The sequence below is a fragment of the Litoreibacter sp. GN1-5 genome, assembly GCF_055693805.1.
In genome coordinates, this window is sequence record NZ_JBVFUP010000001.1 from 2,860,703 (window position 1) to 2,875,668 (window position 14,966).

At 56.3% G+C, this 14,966-nt stretch carries 13 protein-coding genes; 8 read left to right on the forward strand and 5 right to left on the reverse strand.

The genetic code is table 11. From position 1 onward, the window contains the following. Window positions 1-37 precede the first annotated feature (37 nt). From ACZ1HF_RS14275 to serB, 4 genes are all read right to left on the reverse strand, one after another. Window positions 38-328 carry an HU family DNA-binding protein gene (locus ACZ1HF_RS14275; protein WP_472658135.1) on the reverse strand — a complete coding sequence of 97 codons (291 nt, stop codon included), beginning with the start codon at window positions 326-328 and terminating at the stop codon, window positions 38-40. Between the two features lie 143 nt (window positions 329-471). Then, window positions 472-1,956 carry an AMP nucleosidase gene (locus tag ACZ1HF_RS14280; RefSeq protein ID WP_472658136.1) on the reverse strand — a complete coding sequence of 495 codons (1,485 nt, stop codon included), beginning with the start codon at window positions 1,954-1,956 and terminating at the stop codon, window positions 472-474. Continuing rightward, window positions 1,953-3,755 (reverse strand): adenine deaminase, encoded by a 1,803-nt coding sequence (locus ACZ1HF_RS14285; RefSeq protein ID WP_472658137.1) that lies wholly within the window; start codon window positions 3,753-3,755, stop codon window positions 1,953-1,955. The genes ACZ1HF_RS14280 and ACZ1HF_RS14285 overlap by 4 nt, the downstream gene beginning before the upstream one ends. A 48-nt stretch (window positions 3,756-3,803) precedes the next feature. Next, entirely contained in the window at window positions 3,804-4,679 is an 876-nt protein-coding gene (gene serB / locus ACZ1HF_RS14290) for a phosphoserine phosphatase SerB (RefSeq protein ID WP_472658138.1), read from the reverse strand. A 157-nt stretch (window positions 4,680-4,836) separates the two neighbouring features. Between serB and ACZ1HF_RS14295 the strand changes: the two genes are divergently transcribed. After that, the gene (locus ACZ1HF_RS14295) at window positions 4,837-5,991 is read left to right on the forward strand and encodes a phosphoserine transaminase (protein ID WP_472658139.1); all 1,155 of its coding nucleotides are present in this window, start codon (window positions 4,837-4,839) and stop codon (window positions 5,989-5,991) included. Between the two features lie 39 nt (window positions 5,992-6,030). Next, window positions 6,031-7,626 (forward strand): phosphoglycerate dehydrogenase, encoded by a 1,596-nt coding sequence (gene serA, locus ACZ1HF_RS14300; protein WP_472658140.1) that lies wholly within the window; start codon window positions 6,031-6,033, stop codon window positions 7,624-7,626. A gap of 58 nt (window positions 7,627-7,684) precedes the next feature. Here the strand turns inward: serA and ACZ1HF_RS14305 are convergent, their stop codons facing one another. Further along, window positions 7,685-8,710 carry a LacI family DNA-binding transcriptional regulator gene (locus ACZ1HF_RS14305; protein ID WP_472658141.1) on the reverse strand — a complete coding sequence of 342 codons (1,026 nt, stop codon included), beginning with the start codon at window positions 8,708-8,710 and terminating at the stop codon, window positions 7,685-7,687. Between the two features lie 207 nt (window positions 8,711-8,917). Between ACZ1HF_RS14305 and ACZ1HF_RS14310 the strand changes: the two genes are divergently transcribed. The 6 genes from ACZ1HF_RS14310 to ACZ1HF_RS14335 all read left to right on the forward strand — a co-directional run bounded on the left by ACZ1HF_RS14310 (window position 8,918) and on the right by ACZ1HF_RS14335 (window position 14,966). After that, window positions 8,918-10,150, forward strand: a complete 1,233-nt coding sequence (locus tag ACZ1HF_RS14310) for an ABC transporter substrate-binding protein (RefSeq protein WP_472658142.1) — start codon at window positions 8,918-8,920, stop codon at window positions 10,148-10,150. 61 nt (window positions 10,151-10,211) lie between these two features. Then, window positions 10,212-11,102 (forward strand): carbohydrate ABC transporter permease, encoded by an 891-nt coding sequence (locus tag ACZ1HF_RS14315; protein WP_472658143.1) that lies wholly within the window; start codon window positions 10,212-10,214, stop codon window positions 11,100-11,102. Continuing rightward, the gene (locus tag ACZ1HF_RS14320) at window positions 11,095-11,991 is read left to right on the forward strand and encodes a carbohydrate ABC transporter permease (RefSeq protein WP_472658144.1); all 897 of its coding nucleotides are present in this window, start codon (window positions 11,095-11,097) and stop codon (window positions 11,989-11,991) included. The genes ACZ1HF_RS14315 and ACZ1HF_RS14320 overlap by 8 nt, the downstream gene beginning before the upstream one ends. A 2-nt stretch (window positions 11,992-11,993) precedes the next feature. Further along, the gene (locus ACZ1HF_RS14325; protein WP_472658145.1) at window positions 11,994-13,073 is read left to right on the forward strand and encodes an ABC transporter ATP-binding protein; all 1,080 of its coding nucleotides are present in this window, start codon (window positions 11,994-11,996) and stop codon (window positions 13,071-13,073) included. Window positions 13,074-13,092: 19 nt separating this feature from the next. Beyond that, window positions 13,093-13,833 (forward strand): sugar phosphate isomerase/epimerase family protein, encoded by a 741-nt coding sequence (locus ACZ1HF_RS14330; RefSeq protein WP_472658146.1) that lies wholly within the window; start codon window positions 13,093-13,095, stop codon window positions 13,831-13,833. Continuing rightward, on the forward strand, window positions 13,830-14,966 hold the full coding sequence (locus tag ACZ1HF_RS14335) for a Gfo/Idh/MocA family protein (protein ID WP_472658147.1): 1,137 nt from the start codon (window positions 13,830-13,832) through the stop codon (window positions 14,964-14,966). Before ACZ1HF_RS14330 ends, ACZ1HF_RS14335 begins: the two co-directional genes overlap by 4 nt.

The window sequence follows — 14,966 nt, forward strand, 5'->3', positions numbered from 1 at the left end:
TAAGGCGACCCTGAAGTTCCCTGCGTCAGACGCAAGCTTAGCCGTTAACGCTGTCTTTGAGCGCTTTGGCAATCGTCATCTTAACAACTTTGTCCGCATCCTTGTGGATTTGCTCACCCGTAGCCGGGTTGCGAACCATGCGTGCCGGGCGTTCGCGGCAGTAGATTTTGCCCACGCCGGGCAAAGTTACCGCGCCACCGCCGGATACTTCGCGTGTGATAATTCCGATTAGACCTTCCAAAGCGGCACCTGCTGCTTTTTTGTCAAGATCGGCTTCTTCGGCCAGTGATGCGACCAATTGAGTTTTGGTCATTGGTTTTGATGCCATTGGTTTCAGTCTCCCTCGTATATCCCCGAGTTTGGGGTGTTATAGAGCCTGTCTAACTGAATATAGAGGGCCGACACAACAATTAGTGTCAAAAAACCCCTATTTTTTTGGCTTTTTCCGACTTTACGTAGGGTTAGCGGGCTCTACAGGAAGGCAGTTTCGTCAAAACTGCGCAATTTTCGAGAGTGAAGCCGCTCCAAAGGCATCTCGCTCAGGTGCTCCATCGCGCGAATTCCGATCAAAAGATGCCGCGATACTTGGGTTTTGTAGAAGTCCGAGGCCATGCCCGGCAGCTTCAATTCCCCATGGAGTGGCTTGTCGCTGACACAAAGCAGCGTGCCATAAGGCACCCGAAACCGGAATCCGTTGGCTGCAATCGTCGCACTTTCCATATCCAGGGCAATTGCCCGACTTTGGCTCAGCCGTTGCACAGGACCGGATTGATCACGCAATTCCCAGTTGCGGTTATCAATAGTGGCGACCGTACCTGTCCGCATGATGCGCTTCAGCTCATAACCTTCCAGTTTTGTCACTTCGGCTACGCTACGCTCCAGCGCGATCTGTATCTCGGCCAGCGCAGGGATGGGCACCCAGACAGGTAGGTCATCATCCAACACGTGGTCTTCACGCAGATAGGCGTGGGCCAGCACAAAATCCCCAAGGCTCTGCGAATTCCGCAGCCCTGCGCAATGCCCGACCATCAGCCAGGCATGGGGGCGCAGCACCGCGATATGATCTGTCGCCGTTTTGGCATTGGACGGTCCTACGCCGATATTGACCAGCGTGATCCCTGATCCGTCCGCCCGTTTCAAATGGTAGGTTGGCATTTGCGGTGTCTTGGCCGTCGCGGGGATCTGACCCTCGGGATCGGTCAGGATATGGTTTCCGGTGCTGACAAAGGCGGTATACCCCGACTTAGGGTTTTTCAGAGCTTGCCGCGCGTAGCTTTCAAACTCTTCCACATAGAATTGATAGTTGGTGAACATCACATGGTTCTGAAAATGCTCCGCATCCGTGGCCGTGTAATGGCTGAGCCGGGCCAGCGAATAATCGATCCGCTGCGCCGTAAACGCCGCCAGCGGGCCAGAGCCATCCTCATTCGTCTGCACATAACCATTGACGATGTCATCATTCGTCGTCGCCAGATCAGGCACGTCGAACACATCGCGCAGGGTGAATTGCATCACACCTTCCTGCGGCACGGTAATATTGGCATCATTGGCCACTGCAAAATGTACCGGCATCGGCGTCAGGGATGCCCCGATTTCCACGCCGCCCCCGTGATTTTCGATTAGAAGCGCCAGTTGCTGCTCAAGGTAGTTGCGAAACAGATCAGGCCGCGTCACCGTGGTTGCGTATCGCCCCGGCCCCGCGACATGGCCAAAGCTCAGGCGGCTGTCTACTTGGGCAAATGTGGTCGTGGTGATGCGAATTTCCGGATAATAGGCTCTAAACCGGCTTGCGGGCATGGGCCCGTTAACCGTTGATCCGAACCTGTCACATAGATACCGCGCTGCAATCTCATACACCTCGCACAACCGATCAACCGCTTTGACCGGGTCTGTAAACCGCTTGGGCGCGGGGATATCAGGTGTTTCAATTGGCAGGTTCGGGTCAGACGCGTTCATCCGGTTTCCTCAAAAAGGTCAGTAATTTCAAATTTCGTGACATCTACCAGTCCAAGGTCTGAGATCCGCAACTCAGGGATCACGACCAAAGCCAGCAGGGAATGCTGCATATAGGCGTTGTTCAGGGTGCAGCCGCATTCTGCCATTGCTGCAACCATACGGTCCGCTTTGGCGGCGACCTGTGCGGCGGGTGCATCCGACATCAACCCGGCAATCGGCAGTTCAACCAACGCCAATTCGACGCCATCTTTGAAGACAGTGATCCCGCCACCGACCTCGCCCAGCCTGTTTGCGGCCAGCGCCATGTCTTCACGGTTGGTGCCAACGACAATCATATGGTGGCTGTCATGGGCCACGGTCGAGGCCATGGCCATCCGCCCCTGATACCCAAAGCCCTCGACCAGTCCATTAACCACAGAGCCCGTTCCGCGATGCCGTTCGACCAAGGCAATCTGGCAAACCGCGCCGGATGGCTTCAAAAGACCCTGTTCAATGGGAATTTTCCGGATCAGCGCCTTGGTCGGGGCCTGATTTTCGACCACACCGATGACTTTTGCGGTAACGCTGTCTGCCCCTGGAGGGGCCTTGATCTCAAAATCCGTGGCCTTCAGCATACGGCCCAGCTTCACGGTTTCGCGCGCATCTACGGGCCAGTCCAGATGGGGGCAGTCCACGGCGATTTGCCCCGCGTGTGCCACCGTAACCCCGCGCGCAATGACATGCTCTATCGGCAAACTCACCAGATCAGAGGTCAGGATCACATCCGCACGCCGCCCCGGCGAGATTGAACCAAGCTCGCGTTCCAGCCCGAAATGTGTCGCAGTATTCAGCGTTGCCATCTGCAACGCCACCACCGGATCACAGCCGCAGGCAATGGCATGGCGCACCACCCGGTTCATATGCCCCTCACCCACCAGCGTGCCGGAATGGCAATCATCGGTGCACAGGATGAACCCGCGCGGATCCAGTCCCTTTTCGGTCACAGCCGTGATCTGGCTTTCGACATCATACCATGCCGACCCCAGCCGCATCATCGAGCGCATCCCTTGACGCACCCGCGCAATCGCATCTGCTTCGCAGGTGCCCTCGTGATCATCGGCAGGCCCGCCCGCTGCATAGGCATGAAAATCCGGCCCCAGATCAGGCGAGGCATAATGCCCCCCGACAGTCTTGCCCGCCTTTTGCGTCGCGGCAATTTCCGCCAGCATCTGCTGGCTGCCATTCACCACGCCGGGGAAATTCATCATTTCACCCAAGCCGATGATCCCCGGCCAGGTCATGGCTTCGGCCACGTCATCGGGGCCTATTTCGTAGCCTGTCGTCTCGAGCCCCGGCGCGCTTGGCGCGCAGCTTGGCATCTGGGTAAAGATCGAAATGGGCTGCAACAGAGCTTCATCATGCATCAATCGCACACCGCGCAGGCCCAGCACATTGGCGATTTCATGCGGGTCCGTGAACATGGTGGTCGTCCCATGGGGGATTACAGCCGCCGCAAATTCCGCCGGTGTCAGCATGCCCGACTCGATATGCATATGTCCGTCACACAGGCCGGGGATCATGTAGCGCCCTTCTGCCTTGATCACCTGCGTCTCGTCGCCAATGCAATGGGCTGCATCCGGCCCGCAATAGGCAAACCGTCCCTCGGCAATCGCCAGATCGTGATTTTGCAGCACTTCGCGGGTATGGACATTGACCCAAGCCCCATCCCGGATCACCAGATCAGCGGCCTCGCGCCCTGCAGCGACCGCGACAAGCCGCGCTGCACAATCTACCCATGATGTAAGAGAGGACTTTTCCATGAACCGATTGTCCTGATTTTCCAAGCAGGTGCAACCGTGAAAATGCGTTCAGGGCGCAAACGCGTCGGCGCTATATCCCTGTAGGAACAAAAGCGCCGTCAGATCGCCATGGTTGACCCGCACCTGCACCTGTTCCTGCACCGCTGGTTTGGCGTGTAACGCAACGCCGGTCCCCGCGCGGGTCAACATACCCAGATCGTTGGCCCCGTCCCCCACGGCCAGAACATCGGCCTCGGCAATGCCCAGCCGCGCGGTGATCTGTTCCAGCGCCTCGACCTTGGCTTCACGCCCCAGAATGGGCTGCTCGACTTGGCCTGTCAGCTTACCATCCTCAACCACAAAGCGGTTCGCGCGGTTTTCGTCAAAGCCCAGCGTCGCTGCAACCGCTTCGGTGAAAGACGTAAATCCGCCCGAGACCAGCGCCGCATAGGCCCCATGCGCCTTCATTGTGGCGACCAATATCTGCCCGCCGGGCATATGCGTGATCCGATCCCGCAAAACAGTGTCTATTACAGCGAAATCCAACCCTTTCAGCAGCCCGACCCGTTCGCGCAAAGCGCCTTCGAACCCGATCTCGCCATTCATGGCCCGGGCCGTAATCTGCGCAACATGCGCGCCTACGCCTGCCGCATCGGCCAGCTCATCAATGCATTCCTGCTGGATCATCGTGCTGTCCATATCGGCCAGCAGCATCTTCTTGCGCCGTCCTTCGGCGGGTTGCAGCACCAGATCAATGCCCATGCCCTGCAAATCGCGCCATACATCCCACAGGTTGTCCGGTTCAGCCGTCAAGGCGAACTCTGCCGCGACATCGGGCATCAGCCAAACGGCATCGCCACCGCCCCAAGCATTGCGCAACGACTCGACCAGGGCAGGCTCCAGCGCTGGCGTGGCAGGCGCGGTCAGAAGTGTCGCGATATACATACAGAGGTTTCCTATCGTGGATCAAATGGTCGCAAACATGTGCTCAAGCGGCGCTATAGCGACGTTTTTCGGCTTGTGAAACCCCGCCCGCGCCCGTATCCCGGTCCGTGGGACACCCTTCCCCAACGAAGGGCATATATCTGTGAGGATACACATTATGACCACGACACAACCGGCCACGCGGCCGGCTAATCCGCGTTTTTCGTCTGGCCCTTGCGCCAAACCCCCCACCTTCACTGTTAATAAGCTCACCGACGCCCCGCTGGGTCGGTCGCATCGCGCTGCCATTGGTAAAGCAAAGCTGAAAGCCGCGATCGAGACGACGCGCGAGATTCTTGGCGTGCCTGCCGATTACCGGATCGGCATCGTCCCGGCCTCGGATACGGGTGCCTATGAAATGGCCATGTGGAACCTGCTTGGCGAACGCCCTGTGGAAATGTTGGCGTGGGAAAGCTTCGGTGCGGGTTGGGTCACGGATGTGGTCAAACAGCTGAAAATCGAGGCCGAGGTCAAAACTGCTGACTATGGCCAGATCGTCGATTTTGCGACAGTCGGTTTTGACAAGGATGTTTGCTTTACGTGGAACGGCACGACCTCTGGTGTGCGTATCCCGAATGGCGACGCCATTCCCGCAGATCGTGCTGGCCTGACATTGTGCGATGCAACTTCGGCCGCTTTCGCTATGGACCTGCCCTGGGACCGTCTGGATGTAACCACGTTCAGCTGGCAAAAAGTGCTGGGTGGCGAAGCGGCGCATGGCATGCTGATCCTGTCGCCCCGCGCGGTCGAACGGCTGGAAAGTTACACGCCCCCGTGGCCGCTGCCGAAAATTTTTCGCCTGACCAAAGGTGGCAAGCTGATCGAAGGTATTTTTGAAGGTGCTACGATCAACACGCCATCGATGTTGGCGGTTGAGGATTATCTGTTTGCGCTTGACTGGGCAAAATCCGTGGGCGGGCTGCAAGGCCTGATCGCCCGTGCCGATGCCAATACAGCGGCCATCACCCGGTTTGTAGACACTCACGACTGGATCGATTTCCTGGCCGAAAATCCTGCGACACGCTCAAACACCTCCGTCTGTCTGAAATTTACCGACACGCGGATCACAGATGGCGCGGCCTTTGCCAAAGCCATTGCCAAACGGTTGGAGGCCGAAGGCATAGCCTATGACATCGGCGCCTATCGCGATGCACCTCCAGGCCTGCGCATCTGGTGCGGCGGCACGGTTGAGACCGCCGATATCGACGCCATGCTGCCCTGGCTCGCTTGGGCGTTCGAGGTCGAAATCGCCGCCCAATTTCAAGCCGCTTAATCAATCATATCCGTATTTCATATATGAAGGAGCCTTATCATGGCCCCCAAAGTTCTCGTCTCTGACAAACTGTCTGAAACTGCCGTCCAGATTTTCCGTGACCGTGGCATCGATGTGGATTTCCAACCCGATCTTGGCAAGGACAAGGAAAAACTGCTCTCGGTGATCGACCAATATGATGGCCTCGCTATCCGGTCCGCCACGAAAGCCACCGAGAAGCTGATCAACGCCGCCAGCAAGCTCAAAGTCATCGGCCGTGCTGGTATTGGTGTGGACAATGTCGATATTCCAGTGGCCTCCAAGAAAGGGATCATCGTGATGAACACCCCTTTCGGCAACTCGATTACCACGGCTGAACATGCTATTTCCCTGATGATGGCCGTCGCCCGTCAAATACCCGAGGCCAACAGCTCCACCCATGCAGGAAAATGGGAAAAATCCCGTTTCATGGGGGTTGAGCTGACAGCCAAAACCCTTGGCGTTATAGGCGCGGGGAATATCGGCTCTATCGTGTGTGATCGCGCGCATGGCCTCAAGATGAAGGTCATTGCTTACGATCCTTTCCTGTCGGAAGACCGTGCCTCCAAAATGGGCGTACGCAAGGTTGAGCTGGATGAGCTGCTTGAAAAATCCGATTTCATCACTTTCCACGTCCCGTTGACCGACAAGACCAAGAACATCCTGTCAAAAGAAAACATCGCCAAGCTGAAACCGGGTGTGCGCATCGTCAACTGCGCGCGGGGTGGTCTGGTGGATGAAGATGCACTGGCAGACGCGTTGAAAGACGGTCGCGTTGCGGGGGCCGCCTTTGATGTCTTCGCGGTCGAGCCTGCCACCGACAGCCCGTTGTTCAACCTGCCCAATGTTGTCGTCACCCCCCACCTTGGGGCCGCCACGACCGAGGCGCAGGAAAACGTCGCTCTGCAAGTGGCCGAACAAATGTCGGACTATCTATTGACAGGTGCCGTTTCAAACGCACTGAACATGCCATCGGTTACTGCCGAGGAAGCAGCCGTGATGGGACCGTGGGTCAAGCTGTCTGAACATCTTGGCGCTTTCATCGGTCAGATGACGGACGAGCCGGTAAAGGAAATCCAGATCACCTATAACGGCACCGTCAGCCGCATGAACCTTGAGGCCCTGAACTGTGCAGGCATCGCAGGTATCATGAAAGCTGCGAACCCCGATGTGAACATGGTATCTGCCCCCGTGATCGCCAAAGAGCGCGGCATCAAGATCAGTACGACGACGCAGGACAAGTCCGGGGTGTTCGACGGCTATATCAAGATCAAGGCCATCACCGATAAACGGGAACGCTCCATCGCGGGCACAGTGTTTTCCGACGGAAAACCACGTTTCATCCAGATCAAAGGTATCAATATCGATGCCGAGATCGGTGCAAATATGGTCTATACGACAAATAACGATGTGCCCGGTATCATCGGGACGTTGGGCCAGACGATGGGCGAGAATAGCGTCAATATCGCGAACTTTACCCTTGGTCGTGCGGCGGCAGGTCAGGATGCAATCGCGCTGCTTTATGTGGATGAAGCCGTGCCACAGGCTGTTCTGAACAAACTCAGTGAAACTGGTCTGTTCCAACAGGTTAAAGCGTTGCAGTTCGACGTCGCCTGATCAACAGGGCGCCGCTTTGTGGGGGTATGTCTTCACAAGGCGGCGCATGCACATCCTGTCACCGCGATGCAATCCGGCGGGTGCTGCCACGAATGATCAGCTCTGTCGGCAGGCTGTTTTGCACAATATTTGCATTGTCTGCATTCTGATCAATCCGCTTGATCAACAAATCCGCGGCGGCGATGCCAAGCGCTTCTCGCGGTTGGTGAATTGTCGTCAACGGCGGGATGAAGCATTGCGCAAAGTCGATATCATCAAATCCGATCACAGATACATCGTCTGGCACACTGACACCGTTGCGGTGGAGTTCTGAAATCACGCCAAAGGCGGTTTCGTCATTTGCGCAAAACAAAGCCGTGGGCCGGGTCTGCAAAGCCAGCCATTTCTGCGCGGCCGCAACACCTGCATTCAGTGTGAAGTCTCCTTCAAAAAACCAGTCTTGCACGATGTCGATATCCTGCGCTTTCAGCTCTTGCAGAACGCCCGCCCCGCGTGTGCTGGACAAGACATTCCCGGCGGGCCCATCGATATATCCTATGTCACGATGGCCGAATTCTATCAGATGCCGGATCGCAAGCCGCGCGCTATGCGCATTGTCTATTCGGATCGAAGGGTAACTGTCCGTTTCGTGCCATTCGCAGGCAAACACGATGGGCAGCCTGACGCGACTGTTTTCAAGCTGCGTCATGGCGATAGAGCCATCCAGACAGATGATGCCATCTGCCCGGCTGTGATGAAGATATTCGAACACAAGCTCTGGCCTTGCCTGTGAGTGTTTCGTGTCCACCATCAGCACGCTGAGCCCGTTGCGGGCCAGAGTTTGCTCGATCCCGGCAAGGATCTGTGAAAAGAACGGATTGCCCAGATTTGGCACCAGCACAACAATAGCGCCCGTGCGGTTGCTGCGCAGGTTGCGCGCAGCCAGATTGATTCGGTAGCCGGTCTTCCTGGCGGCCTCCAAAACGGCTTCGCGTGTTTCCTTTGCAACGGTTTCAGGTTTGCTCAGCGCGCGGCTGACAGTCGCCGTAGAGACCCCGGCAATGCGGGCGACATCCTTGATTTTCGGGGCCGTATCCTGAGCCATAATCCACCTGCAATTCAGCCCATCCTGAAAATACTTGACTCAAGACGGCGCAAATCGCACCCTATATGTAATCGATTACAAGAACAAACACCTTATCTGCAAAATTTGGTGTAATCGATTACATCAGCTGGGAGGCTGAAGACTTATTTCAGGGGCCGATGCGCAGGTCGGATCAGGCTCGGGAACATCTTTGGGAGGATAAATCATATGAAACTGTTCAAGACACTTTTTGCATGCAGCACTGCTATTGCTGCCGCTGGTGCAGTCCATGCCACCGAACTGGAAGTCACCCATTGGTGGACATCTGGCGGTGAAGCGCAGGCCGTGGCGGAATTTGCCAAGGCGTTTGATGCCACCGGCAATTCATGGGTCGATGGCGCGATTGCCGGCGGCGGCAGCACGGCGCGTCCGATCATGATCAGCCGGATTACCGGAGGTGATCCGATGGGCGCTACGCAGTTCAACCACGGGCGGCAAGCTGAAGAACTGGTCGAGGCTGGCCTGATGCAGGATTTGACCGAGGTGGCCGAGGCCGAAGGCTGGAAAGATATCATCAAACCCGCAAGCCTTTTGGAAAGCTGCACGCTGGATGGCAAGATATATTGCGTGCCGGTCAATATTCATTCGTGGCAATGGATTTGGCTGAGCCACAAGGCTTATGCCGATGCAGGCGTGCCGGTGCCAACCAACTGGGATGAATTCGTCGCAAGCGCCCCTGCGCTGAAAGAAAAAGGTATTGTGCCGCTGGCCGTTGGCAATCAGGCATGGCAGATCAATGGCATGTTTGGCGTCATGATGGTCGCCGTTGGCGGAACTGAGCTGTTCACCAAGGTCAATGTCGAAAAAGACGCCGAAGCCGCGCGCAGCCCTGAGATGACGAAAGTGTTTGAACAGCTGAGCCTGGCCCGCGAACTGGCCGAAGGGGCCAATATTCAGGACTGGAACCTTGCCACCAATATGGTGATCCAGGGAACAGCGGGTGGCCAGATCATGGGCGATTGGGCGCAAGGTGAATTCCAGATCGCAGAGCAGGTCGCGGGTGAAGATTATTCCTGCCTGCCGGGTCTTGGCGTCAATCAGACGATCCAGACAAATGGCGATGCGTTTTATTTCCCAAAACTGGATGACCCGGAAAAGACAGCCGCGCAGCTGGAACTGGCCAAGGTCATGGTGGCCCCTGAAACGCAAGTGGCTTTCAACCTCAAGAAAGGCTCACTGCCGATCCGCGGTGATATTGATCTGAGCGCTGCGAATGATTGCATGAAGAAGGGTTTGGAAATTCTGGCAGGCGGCAACTCCATTCCCAGCGGGGATCAGGTGTTCTCGGCTGATACGCAAGGCCAGATGGAAGATCTGATCGTTGAGTTCTGGAACGATCCGGGCATGAGTCCTGCCGATGTACAGGAAAGCTACGCATCAATCATCGAAAACGCTGATTGAGCAAACTGGCGGGCCTGTCTCCTCCTAGGCCCGCCGCCAAACCATTTCACTGCAGAAGCACATGTCTGACGCACGACCAAATCAGTTATTTCGCAACCTAAGCGCAAAGATCGCTGCAATTCCGATGATTGCGACGGCGCTTTGCGTGTTTTTGGGCGGCACGGTCTGGACGGTGGTGTATTCCTTCACCAGTTCAAGATTGCTGCCGAAGCTGAATTTTGTCGGCTTTGATCAGTATGAACGGCTCTGGTCCACCAGACGCTGGCTTGTCTCGATCGAGAATATCGCCATCTACGGTGTCCTGTCGCTGATCTTTTCACTTGTCATCGGGTTCATGCTCGCGGCCCTTCTGGATCAGAAAATCCGGTTTGAGAACGTGTTCCGAACCATCTTTCTCTATCCGTTTGCGCTGTCCTTCATTGTTACCGGGCTGGTTTGGCAGTGGATCCTGAACCCTGATTTAGGCATCCAGCATGTCGTGCGGTCCTTGGGGTTTGAGAGCTTTACCTTTGACCCGCTGTATAATCCGCAGATTGTCATCTACGGCATTCTGATTGCCGGGCTGTGGCAAGGCACTGGCCTGATCATGTGCCTTATGCTGGCTGGGTTGCGCGGCATTGACGAGGATATCTGGAAAGCCGCGCGCGTGGATGGCATCCCGATGTGGAAAACCTATCTGTTCATTGTCATCCCGATGATGCGGCCCGTCTTTATTACCACATTGGTCATTATCGCCGCCGGTATCGTGCGGGTTTATGATCTGGTCGTGGCCCAGACCAGAGGCGGACCGGGCTTCGCCTCTGAGGTGCCTGCGAAATATGTCTACGATGCAATGTTCTTCAAACAGAACCTTGCGCAAGGCTTTGCCGGGTCCACGATGATGTTGCTGAGCGTCCTGATTGTGCTGATCCCATGGGCCTATCTTGAATTTGGAAAGCGGAAACATGGCTGAGGCTGCGCTGATCGAACCCGCCGGTCCGCGGCCCCAAAAGCGCCTGTCACGGCGTAATATCTTTCTTTACGGCACGCTGATCGTCATTGCCGTCTACTATGCGCTGCCGCTTTATGTGATGATTGTAACCTCTCTTAAAGGCATGCCCGAGATACGGCTTGGCAATATCTTTTCCCCACCCGTAGAGATTACGTTTGAGCCATGGGTCAGGGCATGGTCATCCGCCTGTACGGGTCTGAATTGCGATGGACTAAGCCGGGGGTTCTGGAACTCTGTCTGGATCACGGTGCCGTCGGTCACATTGTCGATCCTGATTGCCTCGGTCAATGGCTATGCGCTGGCAAACTGGCGATTCAAAGGGGCGAATGTCTTCTTCACTATCCTGATATTCGGTGCCTTTATTCCCTATCAGGTCATGATTTACCCGCTGGTCATAATCCTGCGTGAGATCGGTCTTTATGGCTCTCTCTGGGGGCTGGTTCTGGTGCATACGATTTTCGGAATGCCAATCCTGACCCTGTTGTTTCGCAACTACTTCACCTCGATCCCAGAAGAGCTGTTCAAGGCCGCGCGGATTGATGGGGCGGGGTTCTGGGGCATCTATCTGAAAATCATGCTGCCCATGTCCTTGCCGATTTTTGTGGTGGCGATGATCTTGCAGGTGACGGGCATCTGGAACGATTTTCTGTTCGGTGTGATCTACACGAAGCCGGACAGCTATCCGATGACGGTTCAATTGAACAACATCGTCAACACGACCACAGCGGTGAAGGAATATAACGTCAATATGGCCGCCACGATCCTGACCGGGTTGGTGCCACTGACGGTCTACTTCATCTCTGGCAAACTGTTTGTACGCGGCATTGCAGCCGGTGCGGTGAAAGGCTGAACATGGCAAGCGTATCTGTCAGAAATCTGGATTTGAGCTTCGGGGCAATCAAAGTGCTTCAGAACCTGAATATCGAGATTGAAGAGGGCGAATTTCTGGTGCTGCTGGGGTCTTCGGGCTGCGGAAAATCTACCTTGCTCAACTGCATCGCAGGGCTTTTGGATGTGACTGCCGGGCAGATATTTATCAATAATAAGAACGTCACATGGCTGGAACCGAAAGACCGCGATATTGGCATGGTGTTCCAATCCTATGCGCTCTACCCGCAAATGACGGTCGAGGGGAACCTGTCCTTTGGGTTGAAAAATTCCCGTATGCCGCGTGATGAAATCGCGCAACGGATCAAGCGCGCAGCGGAAATTTTGCATATCGAGCCCTTGCTTAAGCGCAAACCCGCGCAACTGTCGGGCGGGCAACGCCAACGGGTTGCCATTGGGCGGGCCTTGGTGCGCGATGTGGATGTATTCCTGTTTGACGAACCCCTGTCCAACCTTGATGCCAAGTTGCGTGCAGAACTACGTGTCGAGATCAAGCGCCTGCACCAGAGGCTGGAAAACAACACGATGATCTATGTGACCCATGACCAGATCGAGGCTCTGACACTGGCCGACCGTATCGCAATCATGAAGGGCGGAGCCATTCAGCAATTGTCCGACCCGCACACGATCTACAACAAGCCTGTCAATAAATATGTCGCCGGTTTTGTCGGCTCTCCCAGCATCAATTTTCTGGAGGGTGAGATGACGGACGCAAAGGCGTTTGTGACCGAAGGCATCGCCATACCCATGGACCGCTACGATTTTGCAGCGCCGCCCGGCACGCGCAAGGCGTCCATCGGTATCCGTCCCGAGCATATTCACCATGGTGACAGCGCAGCTGCGATGCCGTTCACCATGACCGCGCATATCGATGTGATCGAGCCTATGGGCTCTGACACGCAGGTCTGGAGCAAGTTTGGCACTCAGGATTTCCGCTTCCGCGTTGACGGACAAACTGGCTTGCAAGCCGGGCAGGAGGTGCTGATCGGATTTGACCCAGCCATGGCCTCTGTTTTTGACACTGACACCGAATTACGCCTTTAAACCTTACCCGGAGTTTTTGATGACCGATTTTTCCTACCAGCTCTATTCTTCGCGTGAATATCCACCGCTTTCTGACACGTTGCGCATGGTGGCGGGGCTTGGCTACACGCAGGTCGAAGGTTTCGGCGGCGTCTATGATGACAGCCTTGCGGGTGCGCTGAAAGATGCGGGGCTGGCCATGACCACCGGGCATATCAGTCTGGATATGCTGGAAAACGATCCGGACGCGGCAGTTGCCCTTGCCAAATCTGTCGGGATGAAAGCCGCCTATTGTCCGCATATTGCCGCGGATCAACGCCCTGTTGACGCTGCGGGTTGGCGTGCTTTCGGGGAACGCGTGCAAAAGGCGGGCGCTGCTATTCGGGACGCCGGGTTGATCTATGGCTGGCATAACCATGATTTCGAGTTCATCCCGCAGGCCGATGGATCGATCCCGATGGAGGAGATGTTCAAGGGCGGGCCGGACCTGTCCTGGGAAGCCGACATCGCCTGGATTGTGCGCGGGGGCGACCTAATGGATTGGATCGCGCGTCATGGCCACCGGATCAGCGCGGTTCACGTCAAGGACATCGCCGCCAACGGGACATGCGCAGATGAGGACGGCTGGGCCGATGTTGGCCACGGCACTATGGATTGGGCAGGTCTGATGACCGCCTTGCGCGCCACACCCGCAACCTACTTCATTATGGAGCATGACAAACCAAACGATCATGCCCGGTTTGCCCAACGGTCTATCGAGACTGTCAGGGGGTTGGCATGACCAAATCGCTGAATGTCGGTATCATCGGCTGCGGCAATATCTCTGCCGCGTATATGGAGCTGTCGGCGCTGTTCAACAGCATCAAGGTCATCGCCTGTGCTGATATGGACCCCGATGCTGCAAAAGCCCGTGCAGAGGTGTTTGATCTGCGCGCCGATACGGTGGAAGGCTTACTGGCTGCGGATGACATTGATATCATCGTAAACCTGACGATCCCGGCCGCGCATTACGAAGTGTCCAAATCGGTCATGGAAGCGGGCAAGCATGTGTACTCGGAAAAGCCTTTCGTTTTGTCCCTGGAAGAAGGGCAGGATCTGAAACAGCGCGCCAAGGCCAAAGACGTGCGCGTGGGGTCTGCGCCTGATACGTTTCTGGGCGGCGCGCATCAACATGCCCGCCATCTGATCGACACCGGCGCTGTTGGCAAGATTACCAGCGGCACGGCCCATGTGATGGGCCACGGGATGGAAGACTGGCACCCGAACCCTGACTTCTTCTTTAAACCCGGTGCAGGCCCGGTGCTGGATATCGGGCCATACTACATCACCAATCTGGTGCAGCTTATCGGCCCGGTTGCGCGTGTTGTGGCGATGTCGTCGACGCCGTCCAAGTCCCGCACCATCGGCTCTGCGGCGCGCAAGGGCGAGACGATCACAGTCGAAACACCCACGACGATCCACGCACTTCTGGAGTTCGAAAGCGGTGCTGTCATAACCCTTGGCACAAGCTGGGATGTCTGGAGCCATGACCACGGCAATATGGAGCTTTATGGCGAGACCGGCACCCTGTTCATGCCCGACCCAAACTTCTTTGGCGGTGATTTGCGGATGACTGCAGGCAAGGACGCCGTTGAGATCGAGCCTTACGCACATCCGCTTGGTATACCGAACCAGCAGCACAACAATGGCATGATGGCCAATTACCGGACTGCCGGGTTGGCGGATATGGCGACCGCCATTCTGACGGACAGGCCCCATCGATGTGGGCTCGACTTTGCGCTGCATGTGGTGGACGTGATGACCTCGATCCTGAAGTCTGGCGAAACCGGACAACCTGTGGCTTTGGCGACGTCCTGTGATCGCCCTGCCGCGCTGAGCATTGACGAAGCGCAATTCATGCTTGTGAGGAACTGA